Here is a 21,293-nt window from a genome sequence, read left to right on the forward strand (position 1 = left end):
ATCTAGCCGGGCGCCGTTGTTACAAAGCCACCTTACCGAGCCTGGCCGGGCCTCATGGGATCCGGTCGCAGCGCCCCTCGGCAGGGGAGAACGCCCAGTATATCGCGGCCCCGGCATGACATCGGAACGACCCAACCATCGGCAGATGGGATCGCGTGCACAGACTGTTAAGGTCGGTGTTTTCACGCATCACACAGGTGGAACGATGAGCATGCACGCGCGCCGCACACGGCGCTGGACCGGCCTGGTCCTGTCGATGGGACTGCTGGCGGTGGCCCCGCTGGCCTGGGCGGCAGCGCCGCAGCCTGTGGCCGCACAGGCCCAGGGCGTCAACGGCTACGAACTGCCGTCGGCCGCGCTGCAGGCGGTGGTGGACGCGCCCCGTGCGCCCTCGTTGTACCTGTCGCCACGCCGCGACGTGGCCGCGATGATGCAGATGCCGTCGCTGCCGTCGATCCAGGTGGTGGCGCAGCCGGAACTGAAGCTGGCCGGCCTGCGTATCAGCCCGCGCACGTTCTCCGACAGCCGCTTCAGCTTCGGCGAGAAGCTGTGGCTGATGAACGTTGCCGACGGCAAGGAACGGCAGATCAGCGGCCTGCCGGCCAAGCTGTCGATCGCCAGTGTGATGTGGTCGCCGGACCAGAAGTGGCTGGCCTTCAACCAGGTCGATGCCGCCAGTGGCGCCAATGAACTGTGGCTGGTGGACGTGGCCGGTGGCAGTGCCCGCCGTCTGGTTGCCGGCCTGAACACGGTGATCGGCAGCGGCTACCAGTGGCTGCCGGACAGCCGCGGCCTGGTGGTGTTCACCCGTCCGGCCAACCTCGGTGCGGCCCCGGCCGCCGACGGCATTCCGACCGGCCCGGCCGTGCAGCAGACCAGCCAGGGCGGCGGCGTCGTGTCGATCCGTACCTACCAGGACCTGCTGAAGAACGAGGCCGACGCGCGCCAGTTCGATTACTACGCCACCACCCAGCCGATGGAAGTCAGCCTGGATGGCCGTACCCGCGCGATCGGCGCGGCCGGCATCTTCATGGGCTTTGCAGTGTCGCCGGATGGCCGCTTCGTGCTGCGCCAGCCGGTGCAGCGGCCGTACTCCTACGTGGTGCCGGTGAGCAGTTTCCCGCGCCGCATCGAAGTGATCGACCGTGCCAGCGGCAAGCTGGTGCACACCGTGGCCGTGCGTCCGCTGGTGGAAGGCCTGCCTACCGGCAACGACGCCGAAGTGACCGGCGTGCGCGACATCAGCTGGCGCGGTGATGCCGATGCCACCCTGGTCTGGGCCGAAGCGCAGGACGGCGGCGATCCGAACCGGGAGGCCAAGGTGCGCGATGCGGTGTTGATGCAGGCCGCGCCGTTCGACAAGCCGCCGGTGACCCTGGCCCAGCTCGGCAGCCGTCTGGTGGGTATCAACTGGGGCCGTGGCGACCTGGCCCTGCTGACCGAGTCGTGGTGGAAGACGCGCAAGACCAGGACCTGGCTGATTGCCCCGGACAATGCAGGTGCCGAGCCGCGCCTGCTGTGGGATCGTGACGCGCAGGACCGCTATTCCGATCCGGGCCGTCCGCTGTTGTCCAGCGACGACCGCGGCCGCTCGCTGCTGCAGACCACCGCCGATGGCGGCAGCCTGTATCTGGCCGGTGCCGGTGCTTCGCCGGAGGGCGACCGCCCGTTCGTGGACCGCTTCGACATCTCCACGGGCAAGGCCACCCGCCTGTTCCACTCGCAGGCGCCCAGCTACGCCGCGCCAGTGGCGCTGCTGGACGACCAGGGCAGCTCGCTGCTGCTGAGCCGTGAAAGCCCGGATGAGCCGGCCAACTTCTACGTGCAGTCGCTGGCCGATGCCGGTGCCGCACCGCGCGCGCTGACCCATTTCGCCCATCCGCTGCCGCAGCTGAAGGGCGTGCAGAAGGAGCAGATCCGCTACAAGCGCAAGGATGGCGTCGACCTGACCGCGACCCTGCTGCTGCCGCCGGGGTACGACCCGAAGCGCGACGGCCCGCGGCCGCTGCTGATGTGGGCCTACCCGGGCGAGTTCAAGAGCGCGGCGGCGGCCAGCCAGGTGACCGATTCGCCGTACCGCTTCAATGCGGTCAGCTACTGGGGCCCGCAGGCGTTCTTGGCCAAGGGTTATGTGGTGCTGGCCAGCCCATCGATGCCGATCATCGGTGAGGGCGACAAGGAGCCGAACGACACCTACATCGAACAGCTGGTGGCCAACGCGCAGGCCGCGGTGGATGAAGTGGTGCGTCGTGGCGTGACCGATCGCGAGCACATCGCCATCGGTGGCCATTCCTACGGTGCGTTCATGACCGCCAACCTGCTGGCGCACACCCGCCTGTTCAAGGCCGGCATCGCGCGCAGCGGCGCCTACAACCGCACGCTCACCCCGTTCGGTTTCCAGGCCGAGGAACGCAACTACTGGCAGGCGCAGGACGTCTACCAGAAGATGGCACCGTTCAATTATGCCGACAAGATCAAGGACCCGATCCTCTTCATCCACGGCGTGGACGACAACAACTCTGGCACCTTCCCGATCCAGAGCGAGCGCATGTTCGCCGCGGTGAAGGGCCTGGGTGGCACCGCGCGGCTGGTGATGCTGCCGAACGAATCGCACGCCTACCGCGCACGCGAATCGATCATGACCATGCTGGCCGAAAGCGAGCGCTGGCTGGAACAGACCATCGGCCCGGCCGAGCAGGGCACGGCGAAGAAGAAGCGCTGACTAGTGTGACGGCGGCCCCCGCAACGGGGCCGCCTGTGCGGCTGCGCCGCCGCCCGAGCATGGGCTCGGGCGCTACACGGTGTCACGCGCCACGACGCTTGTAGAGCCGAGCCCATGCTCGGCTGCGTCCGTCATGGATACGTGCAGATGAAACCATTTTTGCATCGCAGCACGACGCCCGTTCTGGTTTAGGCTTGGGGTCTGGATACGTTGACCGAGGCCTGTGCGTCGCCGATGAACGAGTACCGCAGCAGCATCGAGTTTGCTTCTCCCGATCTTCCGCTTCGCGATGACGTGCGCCGGCTCGGCGCGCTGGTCGGTGACCTGCTGGTTGAACAGGTGTCCGCCGCGTTTCTCGACGACGTCGAAGACGTGCGCACCCGCGCCATCGCCCGCCGCGAGAATCAAGCTCCATTGTCGGAGCTGGCCGATGGCCTGGCCGGGCGCACGCCGCAGCAGGCCGAAACCATGGTGCGTGCGTTCAGCACGTACTTCCAGGTGGTCAACATCGCCGAGCGCGTGCATCGCATCCGCCGTCGCCGTGACTATCAGCGCGCCGGTACCGCAGGTGCACAGCCTGATGGCCTGCAGGACGCGCTGCAGCACCTGAAGGCGCAGGGCGTGGGCCTGGACGAACTGGCGCAGTGGCTCCCGCGCATCGACATCGAACCGGTGTTCACCGCGCACCCGACCGAGGCGGTGCGCCGCGCGCTGCTGGAAAAAGAGCAGCTGATGGTGGCCAGCCTGGTCGACAACCTCGACGGCCAGCGCACGCCAGGTGAGGCCGCGGCCGACGCCGCGCGCTTCCGCATGGCGCTGACGGCCTCGTGGCAGACCACCGACTCCTCGCCGGTGCGGCCCACCGTGGATGACGAGCGCGAACATGTCGGCTTCTATCTGGTGCAGGTGTTGTACCGGGTGATTCCGGTGCTGTACGAATCGCTGCAGCAGGCGCTGCGCGATACCTACGGTGAAGAACTGCCGTTGCCGCGCCTGCTGCGTTTCGGCACGTGGGTAGGCGGCGACATGGATGGCAATCCGAATGTGGATGCCACCACCATCCGCAACACGCTGGATGCGCAGCGGCAGGCAGTGCTGGGGCGCTACCAGAAGGAACTGCTGCAGCTGGCCAGCCTGCTCAGCCAGTCTACCGAGCGGGTGGGTGTGAGTGATTCGCTGCAGGCACGCGTGGCGCAGTACCAGCAGCTGCTGCCGCAGGTGCAGTCGCGCCCGCGTCATGCCGACATGCCGTACCGCCTGCTCAATGACCGCATGCGCGCACGCCTGCAGGCGACGCTGGATGATGGCAGGGGCGCCTACGCCGGCCCCGCCGAACTGATCGACGACCTGCAGCTGATCCTCGACAGCCTGCGCGCCAATCGCGGCGAACATGCAGGCGGCTTCGCCGTGCAGCGCCTGCTGTGGCGGGTGAAGACCTTCGGCTTCCATCTGGCGCGGTTGGATGTGCGCCAGGAATCGAGCGTGCATGCGCGCGCACTGGCTGCGGTGCTGGGCGGCGAAGCAACCTGGCAGGCGCTGGATGCGCTGGGCCGTGCGCGCCTGCTGGGCCCGCATGCCAGCGGGGAAGACACGCTGCCCAATGGCGATGACGAGGGCAACCAGCGGCTGGATGCGGTGTTCGCTGCACTGGCCGATGCGCGCGCGCGGCATGGCAGCGATGCACTGGGCAGCTACATCATCTCGATGGCACACGACCGCAGCGATGTGCTGGCGGTGCTGGCGCTGGCGCGCCGTGGCGGCCTGGTGGAAGAAGGCGGTTCGGTGCCGCTCGACATCGCGCCGTTGTTCGAAACCGTGGATGACCTCAAGCGTGGCACGGCCACCCTGCGTGATCTGCTGGCCGACCCGGTCTACCGCGCCCATCTGCGTGCGCGCGACGACGTGCAGATGGTGATGCTGGGCTATTCGGACAGCAGCAAGGACGGTGGCATTGCCGCTTCGCGCTGGGGCCTGCAGCGTGCGCAGGTGGAACTGCTGGAGGTGGCGGCCGAGGCCGGCATCCGCCTGACCTTCTTCCATGGCCGTGGCGGTTCGATCAGCCGTGGCGGTGGCAAGACCACGCACGCGGTCGATGCGTCGCCGCGCGGCAGCATCGATGGCCGCCTGCGGGTGACCGAGCAGGGCGAGGTGATCCATCGCAAATACGGCATCCGCGCGCTGGCCCTTCGCTCGCTGGAACAGGCCACCGGTGCAGTGCTGCGCGCCAGCCTGCGCCCGCGTGCCGCCGAGCCGCGCGAGGATGAGTGGCGGCCGGTGATGGACGCGGTGGCCTCGGCCAGCAGCGAGGTGTATCGCGCGTTCGTTGGCCAGGCCGGCTTCATGGACTACTTCCGTACCGCCACACCCATCGACGTGATCGAGCGGATGACGCTGGGGTCGCGTCCTTCGCGTCGGCTCGGCCAGGACGCGGCACTGGGCAACCTGCGCGCGATTCCCTGGGTGTTCGCCTGGAGCCAGGCACGCGCGGTCATCCCCGGCTGGTACGGCGTGGGCAGTGGCCTGCAGGCGGCGGTCGATGCCGGCCACGAACAGACCCTGCGCGATATGGCGCGTGACTGGCCGTTCTTCCGCACCTTCCTGGACGACATCGCGATGGTGCTGTCCAAGGGCGATATCACCATCGCAGAGCAGTTCTCGAAGCTGTCGGGCGAACTGCACGAGCGCTTCTTCCCGCAGGTGCAGCGTGAACTGGAACTCACCCGGCACTGGCTGCTGGCGTTGATGGACCAGCAGACGCTGCTGGACCACGATGCGCGGCTGGCGCTGTCGATCCGCCTGCGCAATCCCTACGTCGATCCGATCAGCGTGCTGCAGGTGGATCTGCTGCAGCGTTGGCGCGAAAGCGGGCGCGAGGACGATGACCTGCTGCGCGCGCTGGTGGCCTGCGTGAACGGTGTTTCGCAGGGCGTGCAGAACACCGGGTGATACGCATCCGCCGGGCATGGCCCGGCGCTACCTGCTTCGGTGAGCGCGGGGCGTGCCCCGCACGCCCTCATTCCTCCGGCGACGGCGGATTCGACGCCAGCAGCTCCAGGTGCCGCTGCTCCATTTCCTGGCGCAGCTGGCGGCGGATCTGTGCGGCGGCCTGGCGGCGCTTCTCGTCGGAGGTGGCCGGTTGCAGTGGCGGTACCGGCGTCGGCCGGCCTTCCTCGTCTACCGCCACCATGGTGAAGAAGCAGCTGTTGGCATGGCGCACGCTGCGCTTGAGGATGTCCTCGGCCACCACCTTGATGCCGATCTCCATCGACGAGGTGCCGGTATGGTTCACCGAGGCCAGGAAGGTGACCAGCTCGCCCACCGCGATTGGCTGGCGGAACATCACCTGGTCCACCGACAGGGTGACCACGTAGCTGCCGGCGTAGCGGCTGGCGCAGGCGTAGGCGACCTGGTCAAGCAGGCGCAGGACCGCGCCACCGTGGACCTTGCCGGAGAAATTGGCCATTTCCGGCGACATCAGCACGGTCATGGACAGCTGGTGGGATTTCAGTTCGGTCGACATGGGGCGATTGTATCGGGCATCGCCCCTGTAGAGCCGAGCCCATGCTCGGCTGCTCTTGGCGCAGACAAAAGAAAGCCGAGCACGGGCTCGGCTCTACAGGAAGCAGAAGGGCCGCTTGCGCGGCCCTTCGTCTGTCTTACTTCAGCTTCGCATCGGCGCGCAGGGCGGCGGCGCGATCGGTCTTCTCCCAGGAGAAGGCCGTGGCGTTGACGGTCTCGCCTTCGCCGTTGAGGTAGCTGAACTCCTTCGGCTTGCGGCCGAAGTGGCCATAGGCCGCGGTCTGCTGGTACATCGGGTGCACCAGATCCAGCATCTTGATGATGCCGTACGGGCGCAGGTCGAAGTGCTTGCGGATCAGCTTCTCGATCTTGTCGTCGCTGATCTTGCCGGTGCCGAAGGTGGTGACCGAGATCGAGGTCGGCTCAGCCACGCCGATGGCGTAGGAGACCTGCACTTCGCAACGGTCGGCCAGGCCGGCGGCAACCACGTTCTTGGCGACGTAGCGGGCCGCATAGGCTGCCGAACGGTCGACCTTGGACGGGTCCTTGCCGGAGAAGGCGCCACCACCGTGACGGGCCCAGCCGCCGTAGGTGTCGACGATGATCTTGCGGCCGGTCAGGCCGCAGTCGCCCACCGGGCCACCGATCTCGAACTTGCCGGTCGGGTTGATGTGGAACTTGGTGCCCTTGTGCAGCCACTTCGCCGGCAGCACCGGCTTGATGATTTCTTCGCGGACGGCCTCGATGAGGTCCTTCTGCTTGATGCCCGGGGCGTGCTGGGTCGACAGGACCACGGCGTCGATGGCCGAGACCACGCCGTTTTCATAGCGCAGGGTGACCTGGCTCTTGGCGTCCGGGCGCAGCCACGACAGCGGCGAGTTCTTCTTCTTGCGGATCTTGGCCTGCTGCTCGACCAGGCGGTGCGACAGGTGGATCGCGGCCGGCATGTAGCTGTCGGTCTCGTTGGTGGCATAGCCGAACATCAGGCCCTGGTCGCCAGCGCCCATTTCTTCCGGCTTCTTGCGATCCACGCCCTGGGCGATGTGCGGCGACTGCTTGCCGATCAGGTTCAGCACGCCGCAGGTGGCGCCGTCGAAGCCGACGTCGGAGCTGTCGTAGCCGATGTCCGTGATGACCTTGCGGGTCAGCGCTTCCAGGTCGATCCAGGCGCTGGTGGTGATTTCACCGGCCACGATGGCAACACCGGTCTTGACCATGGTCTCGCAGGCCACGCGGGCGCGCTGGTCCTGGGTCAGGATCGCGTCCAGCACCGCATCGGAGATCTGGTCGGCAACCTTGTCCGGATGGCCTTCGGAGACCGACTCGGAGGTGAAGAGATAGCTGGACATCAGGCGTAATATCCCTTGATTCGGATGGAAAGATGGGCGCGAATGATACACGGGGTGCGCCGCCTGTGCATTGTGAACCGGTACCGGTTGCCGGTGGTTAAGCCCGTGTAGGCCCGGCAGAGGCCGTCCGGCCGGGATTGGGCCCCAGCCTCGAGGCCCAGTGTTCCACCTGCGTGACAACGGAGCAGGCGGCTACCGGCCTGGCCGGACGCTGCCAGCCGTCATCGTTCTGCCCAAAAACCGCCATCTGGCTGCCGCCTGCCAGGCGCAGGCTGTCGGCCAATCCGGCCGCCGGGCATGAGTGGATCCGCCATGCAGGAACTTGAACAGCGTCTCCAGCAACGCTTCCCCGATTGGTTCCACGGCCGCCGGGGCCAACTAGCACGGCCATTGCTGCGCAGCGTCGGCCGCTGGTCGCGCCTGGATCAGATCGAAGCGTTCCTGCAGCGCAGTGCAGGATTGCGCGGATTCGGCTTCGTCGCCGCCGGCCTGGAATTCATCGATGGCCAGTACCAGGTGGATCCGGCCGCGCTGGCGAAGATTCCCGCCACCGGCCGCCTGCTGATCGTCGCCAACCACCCCTCGGGGGCGCTGGACGCCCTCGCACTGCTGGACGCGGTCGGCCGCATCCGTCGTGACGTGCGGATCGTGGCCAACGATCTGTTGGGAGCCATCGCGCCACTGCAGGACCTGCTGTTGCCGGTGCGCATCCTTGGCGGCAAGGCCCAGCGCGGCAGTCTGCACGCGGTGGAGGAGGCGCTGGCCGCCGAGCAGTGCGTGATCGTGTTCCCGGCGGGTGAGGTCTCGCGCCTGTCGCTGCGCGGCATCCGCGATGGCCGCTGGCAGCGCGGGTTCGTCCGCTTTGCCCGTGCCGCCGGTGCGCCGGTGCTGCCGGTGCGCGTGGAAGCACGCAATTCGGCACTGTTCTACGGCGCCTCGACCCTGTTCAAGCCGGCTGGCACCGCGCTGCTGGCGCGCGAGATGTTCACCCGCCGTGGCCGCCCGCTGCGCCTGAGCATCGGCGAGCCGATGCAGCTGGGCAAAGGCGGCGACCCGGGCGCACAGCTGCTGGCGGTACGCCGCGCACTCTATGCGCTGGGCCGCAATGGCGCAGCCGGTAATGCCGCTGCCGGCGCAGGTCCGGAGCCGCTGGCTGCCCCGGTGCCGCCCTCGCAGGTCGCCGCAGGGATTGCCGCAGCGACCCAGCTGGGCCAGACCGCCGATGGCAAGCAGATCCTGCTGGCCACCTGTAGCGCCGATTCACCGCTGCTGCTTGAACTGGGCCGCCTGCGCGAACTGACGTTCCGCCAGGTGGGCGAGGGCACCGGGCGCAGCCGCGACCTGGACGACTATGACCCGCGGTACGAGCACATCGTGATCTGGGACGCGGCCGCGCAGCGCATCGCCGGCGCGTACCGGATCATGCGCGGCGCCCATGCGCTGGCCCGGCACGGACTGTCCGGGCTCTACAGCGCGTCGCTGTTCCGCTATTCCGACGATGCCATCACCCACATCGCCGAGGGCCTGGAACTGGGCCGCAGCTTCGTGGTGCCCGACTACTGGGGCAGCCGCAGCCTGGACTACCTGTGGCAGGGCATCGGTGCCTACCTGCAGTGCCGGCCGGGTATCCGCTACCTGTTCGGCGCGGTGTCGATCAGCGCGGCGCTGCCACGCGATGCGCGCGAGCAGCTGGTGGCGTACTACCAGCGCTATTACAGCGGTACTGCTGGCCTGGCCGAATCGAACCGGCCGTTCCAGTACTTCGCTGCACCGCCGAGTTTCGGCGAGCTGGATGCCGGTGCCGCGTTCGATGTGCTCAAGGCCAACCTGGCCGCACTCGGCACGGGGGTGCCGACGCTGTACCGCCAGTACACCGATCTGTGCGAACCCGGTGGTGCCCGCTTCCTCGCCTTCGGTGTCGACCCGGACTTCAGTGATTCGATCGACGGCCTGATCGAAGTAGACCTGTGTGCGATCCGGCCGAACAAGCGCAAACGCTACCTGCGCGACGCGGGGACGCCGGCATGAGCGCGCTGGCGAACCTGTCGCCGCACCGGCGCGCAGTGTTCGTCTCCGATGTGCATCTGGGTTCACGTCATTGCCATGCCACCGAGCTGGCACGGTTCCTCTCGCAGCTGCGTTGCGAACGGTTGTACCTGGTCGGCGACATCATCGACCTGTGGTGGATGGCGCATCGCCGGGCCAACTGGCGGCAGTCACACAGCGAAGTCATCCAGGCCCTGCACGCGTTGCGCCGTGCCGGGACCGAGATCGTCTACATCCCCGGCAACCACGATGCTTCGCTGCGCCAGGTCTGCGGTTTGATGCTGCCGGCGATGCAGGTGCGCCGGCGCGCCATCCACGTGACCGCCGATGGCCGCCGGCTGCTGGTCGCGCATGGGGACGAGTACGACGGCGTGACCCACTTCGGCGGCCTGCAGGAAAAGTTCGGTGACTGGCTGTACTACCGCATCCTGACCGGCAACCAGGCGTTGAACGCGGTGCGGCGCCTGCTGGGGATGCGCTACTGGTCATTGTCTGAATTCCTGAAGAAGCGCAGCGGTGCGGCCGAACGCTACATCGAGCGCTTCGTGCAGGCCGGCCTGGACGACGTGCGCCGTCGCGGACTGGATGGCATCGTCTGTGGCCACATCCACCGCGCTGCGTTGATTGAACGCGACGGCCTGGTCTATGCCAACGACGGCGACTGGGTGGAAAGCCTGACAGCACTGGCCGAAGACCACGATGGCGCGCTGCGCCTGCTGGACCACAACGGCCAGACGCTGGTGGAGCTGCCGGGCGCGCGCCTGTCGCAGGCGGCGTAACCCGCGATTGTCCCCTTGTAGAGCCGAGCCCATGCTCGGCTGCTCTTCATTGCGTGTAACGGCAGCCGAGCATGGGCTCGGCTCTACATGCACCGCCCGCAAGCCGCTAGCATCGGTCCATGGATTCCCTGACCCAGATCGTGTTCGGCGGCGCTGTCGCCGCTGCCATCGCTCCGCCCGGCCAGCGCCGCGCGGCCCTGTTGGCCGGTGCCGCGCTCGGCACCCTGCCGGACCTCGATGCCCTGTGGCTCGGCTTCACCGCCGCCGACCCGGTGGCGAACATGATCGAGCACCGCAGCTTCAGCCATTCGCTGCTGGTGCTGCCCTGGGTGGCAGCGCTGATCTGGTGGCTGTTCAAGCGCTTCGGCAACGGCCGCGTTGCGCAGTCACCAGTGCGCTGGTTCTGGGCGATCCAGCTGGCGCTGGTCACCCATCCGCTGTTGGATGCATTCACCGTTTACGGCACCCAGTTGTGGTGGCCGTTGCGGCCACACCCGACCATGGGCTCCAGCGTCTTCATCATCGATCCCGGCTACACGGTGTGGCTGCTGCTGGGCTGCGTGCTGGCCTGGTTTGGCCGCGCCCGCCCCTGGGCTGGCAAGGTGCTGGGTGTGGCGTTGCTGGCCAGCAGTGCCTACCTGGGCTGGGGCCTGATCGCCAAGGCCCAGGTCGACCGTGCTGCCCAGCAGAGCCTGGCGGCGATGGGCCTGGGCGATGCCCCGCGCTTCTCGGTGCCGATGCCGTTCAACACCCTACTGTGGCGGGTGGTGGCGATGACGCCGAACGGCTACGTGGTGGGCGACCGCTCGCTGGTGGCCGACCATGGGCCGATGCAGTTCGAAGGCCACGCGTCCAACGTGCAGGCATTGCGCGAAGCAGGGGGCATCCCGGCGGTGCAGCAGCTGACCTGGTTCAACCGTGGCTTCATGCGTGCGCAGGTGATGGACGGCCGGCTGGTCCTGAGCGACCTGCGCATGGGCCTGGAGCCGGACTACACCTTCAACTTCGCCGTGGCCGAGCAGGTCGACGGGCAGTGGCGGCCAATCACGCCCGAGCAGCTGCGGGCGGATTACAGCAGTCCCGCCGCGCGCGCTGATGCCGGGCGCCGGCTGGCGGCGATGTGGCAGCGGATCTGGCATGCGCCCGTAGTCGGCGCTGTCGAGTAGATCCACGCCATGCGTGGATGAAGGGACATCGACGGTGGCAGCCACGCATGGCGTGGCTCTACTGATTCAGTCAGCAGTGCCGCGTCGGCTCAATACACCGTGGCGCGGCCCTGCACGAACGAATAGAAGAACACCGCATTCGGGTCGTTCTGCACCAGGCGGAACTCGCGACGCATGCCTTCCACGGTTTCCTCGTCAACCGACCCGGCCTGCAGCAGTTGGTCGGCGGCCGACAGCAGCAGCTGTTCCCAGAACGCGATCATCGTCTTGCGGCGTGCCGGTTCGCGGTTGTCCAGGTGGATGGTCTTGATCTCGGTGTGCACGTCGCGGAAGCCGCCGGCCAGCAGCAGGTTGCCCAGCTTGGCGCCAACGAACGGGTCGCCCCCGTGGTCGTACTGGAAATCGTTGAACGCCATCCAGTAACGCCAGATGTGCGGCGAATACGGGTCGAGCAGGAACGAGGCATTCATCACCTCAGTGATGTAGACCGGCGAACCCGGTGCCAGCACCCGGCGCACCTCGCTCAGCACGCGCGCCGGTGACGGCACGTGCTCCAGTACCCAGCACAGGAACGCCGAGTCGAAGCTGCGTGCCTCGAACGGGAGCTCGCCGGCGTCGGCCTGCTGCAGGGTGTAGCGGTCGCTGCACCACGGCGTGCGCGCCAGGTTCTCGCGCGCGGTGGCCAGCTGGGTCTCGCTCAGATCCACACCGGTCACGTGCAGCTCGGGGAAGCGGCGCAGCAGGATCTCGGTCTGTGCGCCGACGCCGCTGCCGACTTCCAGCAGGCGCCGCGCGCCGCTGTAGTCGATCTGGCCGAAGATGCTCGATTCCAGCAGGCGCGCTTGGGTCATCAGGCGCTGCTGCTCGGTGCCGGAAAACCCGTGCAGGTAGGTCGGGGAAGAAATCGGCGGGGTCATGGGGCGGGCTCTCGGTGTTCAAGACGGTCGAGCAGGCTCGACTCTGCGACGCAGCGATGCGGTCAGGCGGCCGAAGACAACGCCGGTTCCCCGGCGATCAGGCGGTCGAAGTACTCGGTGGTCAGCGCGATCTGGCTCTGCGGGTCTTCGGCGCGGTTGACCACGGCGCGGAAGGCAGCATTCTCCGGCCGGTCCTTGGCATACCAGCCCAGGTGCTTGCGCGCGATGCGCACGCCCTGCGGCTCGCCATAGAACGCATGCAGTGCGTGCAGGTGGCCGAGCAGGATGTCGCGCACTTCCGCCAGCGACGGCGGTGGCAGTTCCTCGCCAGTGGCCAGGTAGTGCGCCACTTCGCGGAAGATCCACGGCCGGCCCTGTGCCGAGCGGCCGATCATCACCGCGTCCACGCCGGTCTGCTTCAGGACGTAGGCGGCCTTCTGCGGCGAATCGATATCGCCGTTGGCGATCACCGGAATGCGCAGCGCGGCCTTGATCTCGCCGATCGTGGCGTACTCCGCCTGGCCGGTATAGTGCTGGTCGCGGGTACGGCCGTGCACCGCCAGTGCCGCGATGCCGCTGCTCTCGGCGATGCGTGCGATCAGCGGGCCGTTGCGGTGGTCGCAGTCCCAACCGGTGCGGATCTTCAGCGTGACCGGAACATCCACCGCGTTGACCACGGCCTCGAGGATGCGCGCCACCAGCTGCTCGTCGCGCATCAGTGCCGAACCGGCCCAGGCGTTGCACACCTTCTTGGCCGGGCAACCCATGTTGATGTCGATGATCTGCGCGCCGTGGTCGACGTTGTAGCGCGCGGCCTCGGCCAGCTGCTGCGGTTCGGTGCCGGCGATCTGCACGCTGATCGGGGCCGGCTCGCCGTCATGGTCCATGCGGTGGATCGACTTGCGCGTGTTCCAGAAGCGCGGATCGCTGATGGTCATTTCCGAGGCGGCCAGACCCGCGCCCAGCCGTTTGCACAGCAGGCGGAAGGGCTTGTCGGTGACGCCGGCCATGGGCGCCAGCACGACGTTGGGGGCAATGGTGTACGGTCCGATCTGCATGCGCCCATTGTAGGGCGCGGGCGGCGGTGCGGCCGTGTCGGGCGCGGTCCGGTTCAGGCCGATCGGCACCGACCTCATGCCTTACCGGCATCAGCAGATGCTTGACGGTTGCTTCCGCCGCCCCCAAGGGCGGGCGATGGTAGGCGGCTACCCCAGGCTCTGCCAAGCCTGGCGGGTGCCCAGCGCGAAGGCCAGCCCCAGGCCCAGGCAGACCAGCGAACTGGCCGCCCGGAAGCGCCGGCCGTTGTAGCCGGGGCGGAACAGCGCCAGCGCGAAGCCCATCGCCGCGCGCAGCAGCAACAGCAGGGTGATGCCCGACAGGACCATGCGATTGGCCGGCAGCGGCGAATGCCAGCCTGCGGCTGCGAGTGCGTACAGTGTCCAGGCCACCAGCACGGCCGTAATGCCGGCGGTCATCAGTGGTGGCCACCAATGCCCGGCCTGCGCCAGCCGGACCATGCGCGGGCCAGCGCCGAACCACCGGTACCAAGGGGCGCCAAAGGCAATGCAGCCGATGTGCAGCAAGGCTGCGATGGCACTGCCGGCGGCGGCAACCAGCAACCAGGGGAATCCGTCCATGTCCTGCCCACGCTGAAACGCTGCGCGGATGGTGGGTGAGGGGCGGGATGCGGGCAATGCGACCGGCGGTCGCAGCCGTTCGATGCGACCACAGGTGATAGCGCTGCGCTCAGCGCGGCGGATCGATCTGCAACCCGGCGCCGAGACGGTCCAGGGCCACGTCCACGCGTGGCAGCCGCTGCCGGCCCTGCGGCCACAACAGGCGCAGCGGCAGGCCGCGGCAGTCCAGCGACGGCAGGATCGAGACCAGGCTGCCGCGCGCCAGCGCGTCATCGACCAGCCAGGTGGCCAGCTGCGCGATGCCGAAGCCGGCCTCGACCGCCGCCACCTGGGCCTCGGCGCTGCCAACCACCAGGCGCGCACGGGCCTGCAGCGGTGTACTGCGCTGCCTGTCATCGGCCACCTGCCACGGCCCGATGCTGCCGTCGGCGCGTCCGAACAGCACACCGTCATGCCCGGCCAGCTCGGCGGCCGAGCGGGGCTGGCCATGCCGAAGCAGGTAGGCCGGGGAGGCGCAGAAGCGCAGGCATTCGTAACCGAGCAGGCGTCTGCCCAGCGTGGCGGGCAGCGGCTCGGGACCGCCGATGCGTACGGCGAGGTCGACGCCGTCCTCGGCGAGGTCGCTGAAGCGGTCGCTGAAGGTCACCTGCGGATGCAGCTGTGGAAACTCGGCGGCCAGCTGCAGCAGCAACGGCCAGACTTTGAGGCGCCCGAAGGTGGCCGGCGCATCCACCCGCAGGCGGCCCACGGGCGCGTCTGCGTGCGAGACCAGCACCGACTCGGCATCGGCCAGTTCGCCCAGCACCCGCACGCAGGTGCGATAGAAGCCCTCACCGGCCTCGGTCAGGCGAAGGCGGCGCGTGCTGCGTTCGAACAACCGCGCTCCCAGCCGCGCCTCCAGCCGCGCGATGGTCTTGCCCACCGCCGAACTGGTCAGGTGCAGGCGTTCGGCGGCGGCAGTGAAACTGCCGGCATCGGCGGTGGCGACGAAGGCCTCGATGCCGCGCAGGCGCTCGGTGGGAAGCATGGGGAAATTCTGTCCGGAATCGGTGGAAAACATAGCAGCAATCGGAACTCATGGAGGAAATAGGCTGGCGACCCCTGTTCTGATGCCCGCTCATGTCCTCCCTCGATTCCGCCGTGACCGCTGTCCACGCAAATCCTCGCGCACGTCTTTCGGTCGTCCTGCTGGCGGTGTCCGCCTTCGTCATCGTCACCACCGAGTTCCTGATCGTCGGCCTGTTGCCCGCGCTGGCGCGCGACCTTGGCCTGGGCATCGCCCAAGCGGGGCAGCTGGTCACCTTGTTCGCGTTCACCGTGATGCTGGCCGGGCCACCCTTGACTGCGCTGCTGTCACACGTCGGCCGGCGCCGCCTGTTCGTGGTCATCCTGCTGCTGTTCGCGGGTTCCAACGCGTTGGCCGCGATGGCCACGCAGCCGTGGCTGCTGGCGCTGGCGCGGGTGCTGCCGGCACTGGCCCTGCCGGTGTTCTGGGGCACGGCCAGTGAGACTGCCGCGCAGCTGGCCCCTGCGGGGCAGGGAGGTCGTGCGGTCGCCCGGGTCTACCTGGGTATCACCGCCGCAATGCTGTTCGGTATCCCGCTGGGTACGTTGGCCGCCGACGCCCTCGGCTGGCGCGGCAGCTTCTGGCTGTTGGCGGCTCTGTCGCTGTTGATGGCGGGCGCGCTGGCATTGTGGATGCCGGACACCGTGGCCGGACCGCGGCGCGCGCTGGGCGAACAGGCACGAGTGCTGCGCCAGCCGCAGTTGCTGGGCCATGTGCTGCTGTCGGTGCTGGTGTTCACCGCGATGTTTGCTGCCTACACCTACCTGGCCGATGTGCTGGAGCGGCTGATGCAGGTACCGGCGGCACAGGTGGGCTGGTGGCTGATGGGCTTCGGGGCCGTGGGACTGCTCGGCAATGTACTGGGTGGGCGCTGGGTCGATCGTGCGCCACTGGGCGCGACGCTGGTGTTCTGCGCGGTGCTGGCGCTGGGCATGCTGGCCAGTGTCGGGCTGGCCGGCCACGGCGCATTCGTGCTCATCGCATTGGCCCTGTGGGGTGTGGCGCATACCGCATTGTTCCCGCTGTGCCAGGTGCGGGTGATGCGTGCAGCGCCGCAGGCACAGGCGCTGGCCGGAACCTTGAATGTGTCTGCGGCCAACGCCGGCATCGGCCTGGGCGCGCTGCTGGGGGGTGGGGCCATCGAACGCTTCGGCCTGGCATCGCTGGGCGTGGTGGCCGCTGCCGTGGCGCTGCTGGCAATCGTCACCGGCCTGCTGCTGCGGCTTGCCCGGTCTCGTTCATCCACGCAAGGTGTGGATCTGACTCATTGAAAGGCAAACAGAAAAGCCCGGGTGTCGGCACACCCGGGCTTCTTCATCCACGCATGGCGTGGAATTACTTTGCTTCGGCGTCGGACGGGGTGAAACGCGGCATTGCCGCAGCGGCGCCTTCCTTCTCGGTCGAACGACCGGCGAACTGGTTGGCGAAGCGCACGTGGCGGGCGAACGGGGCGTCGGCCACCTGTGCCAGCGATGCGGCCAGCGCACCGTTGAAGGCGTCGCCGGCGCCGGTGGTGTCGATCGCCTGCACCTGTTCGGCACCCACGCGGTAGTACGGCTGGGTATCGCCGCGCAGGTTCTCGTCGGCATGCGACACGAACACGCCCACCGAACCCAGGGTGACCACCACGGTGCCGTTGCCGACCAGCTTGCGGCACAGCGCGTGCAGGCTGGCGCCATCCAGCGCGGCGACGTCGTTGGCATCCACGCGCTCACCGACATGACGGCCGAGCAGGGCGGCGAACTCGGTCTCGTTCGGGGTGATCACATCGGCCAGCTTGAGCAGGCCGATGGTGGAGGGGGCATCGGCCGGTGCGGTGTTGAGCACGGTGGTGACGCCGGCCTCGCGGGCCGTGGCCAGTGCCGCTTCGATGGTCTGCACCGGCGATTCCAGCTGCACCAGCACCACCTTGGCGCCGGTCAGCAGCGCCTGCTGCTGTTGCAGGAAGTCGGTGCTGAGCGCGGCGTTGGCACCCGGGCCGATCACGATGGTGTTGCGGCCGCGCGCGTCCACATAGATGCCGGCGGTGCCGGTCGGTTCGCTGCTGGCTTCGGCGATCAGGCCGAAGCCGTCCTGCGCGGCCAGCTCACGGGCGGTGGCGCCACCGGCGTCGTCGCCCAGCGCGCACACAAAGTGGGTGTCGGCACCGGCGCGGCAGGCCGCCACGGCCTGGTTGAAGCCCTTGCCACCGGGGCCGGTGCTGTAACGGCCGGCAATGGTCGCACCCGGTGCCGGCAGCGACTCGCACCGCCACACGTGATCGACATTGAAGGAACCGACGACAACGACACTGCTGCTCATAGGGAATCTTTTCTCAACCAAGGGTTCAACTGAAGTGCGTCAGCACGCCGGCGATGGTCGCCGTCATGAAGGTGGCAATGGTACCGCCCAGCACGGCGCGCAGGCCGAACTTGGCCAGGTCGTGGCGACGTTCCGGGGCCAGGCCGCCGATGCCGCCGATCTGGATCGCGATCGAGCTGAAGTTGGCGAAGCCGCACAGCGCATAGGTGGCGATCAGGCGACCTTCTTCGGACAGGCTCACGCCGGCGATCTGGCCGTTCACGATCTGCGACAGCTCGGTGTAGGCCACGAACTCGTTGATCACGACCTTCTGGCCGATCAGCGAACCGACGGTGGTGGCATCGGCCCACGGGGTGCCGATCACCCAGGCGATCGGGGCCAGCACGTAACCGAAGATGGTCGACAGGTTGGTCGGCTTGCCGATGGCAGCGGCCAGGCCGGTCACATCGCCAATCCAGGTCAGCGGTGCGTTCAGCAGCGCGATCAGGGCGATGAAGGCCAGCAGCATCGCGCCGATGTTCAGCGCCAGCTTCAGGCCGTCACCGGCACCGGCAGCGGCCGCGTCGATGATGTTGCTGGAGGTCTTTTCGACTTCCATCTTCACCGTGCCGCGGGTCAGCGGGGTGCCGGTTTCCGGGATCAGCAGCTTGGCCACGACCAGGGTGGCCGGCGCGGCCATGATGCTGGCTGCCAGCAGGTGCTTGGCGTAGAACGCCTGCTGCGCCGGATCACCGCCGCCAAGCATGCCCACGTAGGCCGCCAGCACGCCGCCGGCGATGTGCGCCATGCCGCCGATCATCATGGTCAGCAGCTCGGACTGGGTCATCTTGGCGATGTACGGGCGCACGGTCAGCGGCGCCTCGGTCTGGCCGATGAAGACGCTGGCGCAGACGCTGGTGGTTTCCGCACCCGACACGCGCATCACCTTGGTGATCGACCAGGCCATCACGCGCACGATGCCCTGCATGATGTTGAGGTGGTACATCACCCCCATCAGTGCAGAGAAGAAGATGATGGTCGGCAACACCTGGAAGGCGAAGATGAAGCCGTAATTCTTGGTGTCCATCAACGAGCCGAAAATGAAGCCCGAGCCCTCGTTGACGTAGCTGAGGATCTTGACGAAGCCCTTGCCCAGCGCGTCGAACACGTCGCGCCCGCCCGGCACCAGGATCACCAGCGCCGCAAAGGCGATCTGCAGGGTGATACCGGTGGCAACCAGCTTCCAGTCAACCGCGCGCTTGTTATTGGAAAACAACCAGGTGATGCCGATCAGCACCGCCAACCCGAACAGGCCGAAGCCGATCCTGCCCAAACCTTCGACCATGTGAGTGACTCCCCTGGGGCGTCGCGAAAAACGGGAAGCCTAGTGCAGGGCAGGGGCCGGGGCAAGAAAAAGCAGCGTGTGCGCGGCCATCGGTGCCGATCAGGCCAGCAACGGCAAGGGCTTGCGGCTGGCGGCGGCAGGTAGAATGGGGTTCGATCCCGGCCCGGATGCGGGCCCGCAGCAGGAGATTCGCATGCAATACCGTCGCCTGGGCTCCACCGGCCTGCCGATTTCCGCCTTGTCCTTCGGCGCCTGGGTGACCTTCGGCGATCAGGTTCCGCGCGATGAGGCCCGCAACCTGGTGGCCGCCGCCTGGGATCATGGCGTCAACTTCTTCGACAACGCCGAGGGCTATGCCAACGGCCGTGCCGAACAGGTCATGGGGGACGTGATCACCGACCTGCGCCTGCCGCGCGACGGTTTCTGCGTGTCCAGCAAGGTGTTCTTCGGCAGCGCCAAGGACCCGCGACCTACCCAGCGCGGACTGTCGCGCAAGCACGTGACCGACGCCTGCCACGCTGCACTCAAGCGCCTGCGGGTGGACTACCTGGACCTTTATTACTGCCACCGCCCGGATCCGGACGCGCCGATCGCCGAGACCGTGCACGCCATGGATACCCTGGTACGGCAGGGCAAGATTCTTTACTGGGGCACCTCGGAGTGGTCGGCGGCGCAGATCCAGCAGGCGCTGGACATCGCCGAGGCGCGCAACCTGCAGGGCCCGTCGATGGAGCAGCCGCAGTACAACCTGCTGCACCGCGAGCGGGTCGAGGTCGAGTACGCGCCGCTGTATGCGGGTGCCGGCCTGGGCACCACCATCTTCTCGCCGCTGGCCTCGGGCCTGCTCACCGGCAAGTACGACCAGGGCATCCCGGCCGATGCACGGCTGGGGCGCGAAGGCATGGAGTGGCTGCAGGACCTGGTGCTGGGGGCCGACGCCGGGGCCCGCCTGGGTCAGGTGCGGCGCTTCAGCGAGGTGGCACGCGCGCTGGGCCACGCCCCGGCCACGCTGGCCATTGCCTGGTGCCTGCGCAACCCGAATGTCTCCAGCGTGATCCTCGGCGCCAGCCGGGTCAGCCAGCTGCTGCAGAACCTGCAGGCACTGGACGTGCTGGAGCAGGTCGACGCCGCCGGCTGGGCCCAGGTCGAAGCCGTCTTCGCCTGACAGCCCTTTGTGGAGTCGAGCCATGCTCGACTCCGCGCGCAGCGCGGGCGTTTCCTGGCGACGGCGCCAAGAGCAGTCGAGCATGGCTTGTATGTTCCTCCCGGCTCCTACGCTGTATGTAGGAGCCAGGGTGGAGGGACCGTCAAGCATGCATCTGCGGATACCAGCCGACAGACGAGTCGAGCGATCCCCATCCCGCACACGAACGTCGATAAAGGATCGTACGGCCCCCAAAGGGGATCGTCGATGTAGGCAAGCTAACGTCGGTGCGGTACCACCCCAGCCCTTTAAAGATAGCTGGGAGCCGTACAAATGTCTGATTCTCTCGATATTGGCGTGGACGTGGACTCCAAGGAGTTCGTGCCGGCGGTGGCCGACCGCAAGGCCGGTGACAGGGTCGCCAACACCCGGGCCGGGATAGCCAAGTGGCTCAAAACCTTGCCCCAGCGATGCCGGATTGGCATGGAAGCGACGGGACGGTACTACGAGTTGTTGGCTCGGATGGCTGGCCAGGCGGGCCACGTTGTCTATGTAATCGATCCACGGCTGATCAAGAACTACGCTCGGGCGACGGGCTCGCGCGGCAAGACAGATGCCATGGATGCCCAAGCGATCGCCCGCTATGTGAAGAAGGAGAGCGACCGCCTGCGTGAATACGTACCGCGTACTGACGAGCAGCAGCAGATGCACGATTTGCTGCGCAAGCGGCGAGCGCTGGTGGAGACGCGCGCGCGCTTGGAGCAATCCTTCGGGGTAAGCAAAAGTGACCCTGGGGAGCTGTCTGATCTGTTCTGCGCTCTGGCTGGGACGCTGTCCGAGCTGGAAAGCGAACTGCAGCGCTTGGGCCGCGATGGAGAGCATGGCGCGCTCTACAAGCGCCTGCTGACCATCCCGGGTATCGGCCCTGCCGTCGCGTCCCACCTGATTTACTACATGACGCGCTGGCCGTTGGCCAACGCCAACGCATGGATTGCCTGCACCGGCCTGGATCCCCGGCCCAACGAGTCTGGCGGCAGAACTGGACGACGTCGGCTGTCCAAACAGGGCGCACCGATGCTGCGCCAGATGCTCTACATGGCTGCAATGGGGCTCAAGCGGTGTCGCCGGGGGCAACCGCTCTACGACGAGCTGTCAAAACGCGGTCACCCCAGCACCGCCGTCTTCAACATTCTGGCAAGGAAGCTGGCCAGGATCGCCTGGGGCGTGTTCAAAAGCGGCCGAGACTTCGATCCGGCCATGCTGAAGGTCGGTCAAGCCTGCTTCCAGCAGGCTTGACCACGAACATAGGATCTCGACTCTACA

16 protein-coding genes and 1 riboswitch are annotated in these 21,293 nt (G+C 67.7%); of the genes, 8 read left to right on the top strand and 8 right to left on the bottom strand.

The window, feature by feature from the left end:
• Position 1 precedes the first annotated feature (1 nt).
• Positions 2-85: riboswitch (S-adenosyl-L-homocysteine riboswitch) on the bottom strand.
• A gap of 120 nt (positions 86-205) precedes the next feature.
• Together AC13FN_RS09215 and ppc are read left to right on the top strand one after the other, a co-directional pair.
• On the top strand, positions 206-2,722 hold the full coding sequence (locus tag AC13FN_RS09215) for a S9 family peptidase (RefSeq protein WP_482984608.1): 2,517 nt from the start codon (positions 206-208) through the stop codon (positions 2,720-2,722).
• A 234-nt stretch (positions 2,723-2,956) separates the two neighbouring features.
• Positions 2,957-5,668 carry a phosphoenolpyruvate carboxylase gene (ppc, locus tag AC13FN_RS09220; protein WP_217015829.1) on the top strand — a complete coding sequence of 904 codons (2,712 nt, stop codon included), beginning with the start codon at positions 2,957-2,959 and terminating at the stop codon, positions 5,666-5,668.
• Positions 5,669-5,735: 67 nt separating this feature from the next.
• Here ppc and AC13FN_RS09225 read toward each other — a convergent pair whose 3' ends face one another.
• Both AC13FN_RS09225 and metK read right to left on the bottom strand, forming a co-directional pair.
• Positions 5,736-6,242 (bottom strand): acyl-CoA thioesterase, encoded by a 507-nt coding sequence (locus tag AC13FN_RS09225; protein WP_217015145.1) that lies wholly within the window; start codon positions 6,240-6,242, stop codon positions 5,736-5,738.
• Between the two features lie 136 nt (positions 6,243-6,378).
• On the bottom strand, positions 6,379-7,590 hold the full coding sequence (metK, locus tag AC13FN_RS09230) for a methionine adenosyltransferase (RefSeq protein ID WP_010481882.1): 1,212 nt from the start codon (positions 7,588-7,590) through the stop codon (positions 6,379-6,381).
• A 312-nt stretch (positions 7,591-7,902) separates the two neighbouring features.
• On the opposite strand from metK, the gene olsF reads away from it, so the two are divergent.
• The 3 genes from olsF (at position 7,903) to AC13FN_RS09245 (ending at position 11,581) form a co-directional block, all read left to right on the top strand.
• Positions 7,903-9,618 (top strand): bifunctional ornithine lipid synthase OlsF, encoded by a 1,716-nt coding sequence (gene olsF / locus AC13FN_RS09235; protein ID WP_312393324.1) that lies wholly within the window; start codon positions 7,903-7,905, stop codon positions 9,616-9,618.
• The gene (locus AC13FN_RS09240) at positions 9,615-10,415 is read left to right on the top strand and encodes a UDP-2,3-diacylglucosamine diphosphatase (RefSeq protein ID WP_010481879.1); all 801 of its coding nucleotides are present in this window, start codon (positions 9,615-9,617) and stop codon (positions 10,413-10,415) included. The genes olsF and AC13FN_RS09240 overlap by 4 nt, the downstream gene beginning before the upstream one ends.
• 119 nt (positions 10,416-10,534) lie before the next feature.
• Positions 10,535-11,581, top strand: a complete 1,047-nt coding sequence (locus AC13FN_RS09245; protein WP_482984607.1) for a metal-dependent hydrolase — start codon at positions 10,535-10,537, stop codon at positions 11,579-11,581.
• Positions 11,582-11,670: 89 nt separating this feature from the next.
• On the opposite strand, the gene AC13FN_RS09250 is transcribed toward AC13FN_RS09245, so the two are convergent.
• The 4 genes from AC13FN_RS09250 to AC13FN_RS09265 all read right to left on the bottom strand — a co-directional run bounded on the left by AC13FN_RS09250 (position 11,671) and on the right by AC13FN_RS09265 (position 15,162).
• Complete coding sequence (locus AC13FN_RS09250; RefSeq protein ID WP_005415318.1) at positions 11,671-12,498, bottom strand: class I SAM-dependent methyltransferase; 828 nt, start codon at positions 12,496-12,498, stop codon at positions 11,671-11,673.
• A 62-nt stretch (positions 12,499-12,560) separates the two neighbouring features.
• Positions 12,561-13,556 (bottom strand): tRNA dihydrouridine synthase DusB, encoded by a 996-nt coding sequence (gene dusB / locus AC13FN_RS09255; protein ID WP_482984606.1) that lies wholly within the window; start codon positions 13,554-13,556, stop codon positions 12,561-12,563.
• Positions 13,557-13,703: 147 nt separating this feature from the next.
• Positions 13,704-14,135 carry a hypothetical protein gene (locus AC13FN_RS09260; protein WP_482984605.1) on the bottom strand — a complete coding sequence of 144 codons (432 nt, stop codon included), beginning with the start codon at positions 14,133-14,135 and terminating at the stop codon, positions 13,704-13,706.
• A 109-nt stretch (positions 14,136-14,244) separates the two neighbouring features.
• Positions 14,245-15,162 (bottom strand): LysR family transcriptional regulator, encoded by a 918-nt coding sequence (locus AC13FN_RS09265; RefSeq protein WP_054171045.1) that lies wholly within the window; start codon positions 15,160-15,162, stop codon positions 14,245-14,247.
• Positions 15,163-15,254: 92 nt separating this feature from the next.
• Here AC13FN_RS09265 and AC13FN_RS09270 point away from each other — a divergent pair, with 92 nt between their 5' ends.
• Positions 15,255-16,472 (top strand): MFS transporter, encoded by a 1,218-nt coding sequence (locus AC13FN_RS09270; RefSeq protein ID WP_482984604.1) that lies wholly within the window; start codon positions 15,255-15,257, stop codon positions 16,470-16,472.
• 64 nt (positions 16,473-16,536) lie between these two features.
• On the opposite strand, the gene AC13FN_RS09275 is transcribed toward AC13FN_RS09270, so the two are convergent.
• Both AC13FN_RS09275 and AC13FN_RS09280 read right to left on the bottom strand, forming a co-directional pair.
• Positions 16,537-17,502, bottom strand: coding sequence for a ribokinase (locus tag AC13FN_RS09275; RefSeq protein WP_049486753.1), 966 nt, complete (start codon positions 17,500-17,502; stop codon positions 16,537-16,539).
• A gap of 25 nt (positions 17,503-17,527) precedes the next feature.
• Entirely contained in the window at positions 17,528-18,826 is a 1,299-nt protein-coding gene (locus tag AC13FN_RS09280) for a NupC/NupG family nucleoside CNT transporter (protein ID WP_032129935.1), read from the bottom strand.
• Positions 18,827-19,019: 193 nt separating this feature from the next.
• Between AC13FN_RS09280 and AC13FN_RS09285 the strand changes: the two genes are divergently transcribed.
• Both AC13FN_RS09285 and AC13FN_RS09290 read left to right on the top strand, forming a co-directional pair.
• A complete protein-coding gene (locus tag AC13FN_RS09285) occupies positions 19,020-19,991 on the top strand; it encodes an aldo/keto reductase (RefSeq protein WP_032129941.1) in 972 nt (323 codons plus the stop codon).
• Between the two features lie 336 nt (positions 19,992-20,327).
• Entirely contained in the window at positions 20,328-21,266 is a 939-nt protein-coding gene (locus AC13FN_RS09290; RefSeq protein WP_482995098.1) for an IS110 family transposase, read from the top strand.
• Positions 21,267-21,293: the final 27 nt, after the last annotated feature.

The sequence above is a fragment of the Stenotrophomonas sp. 115C5 genome (assembly GCF_056861055.1).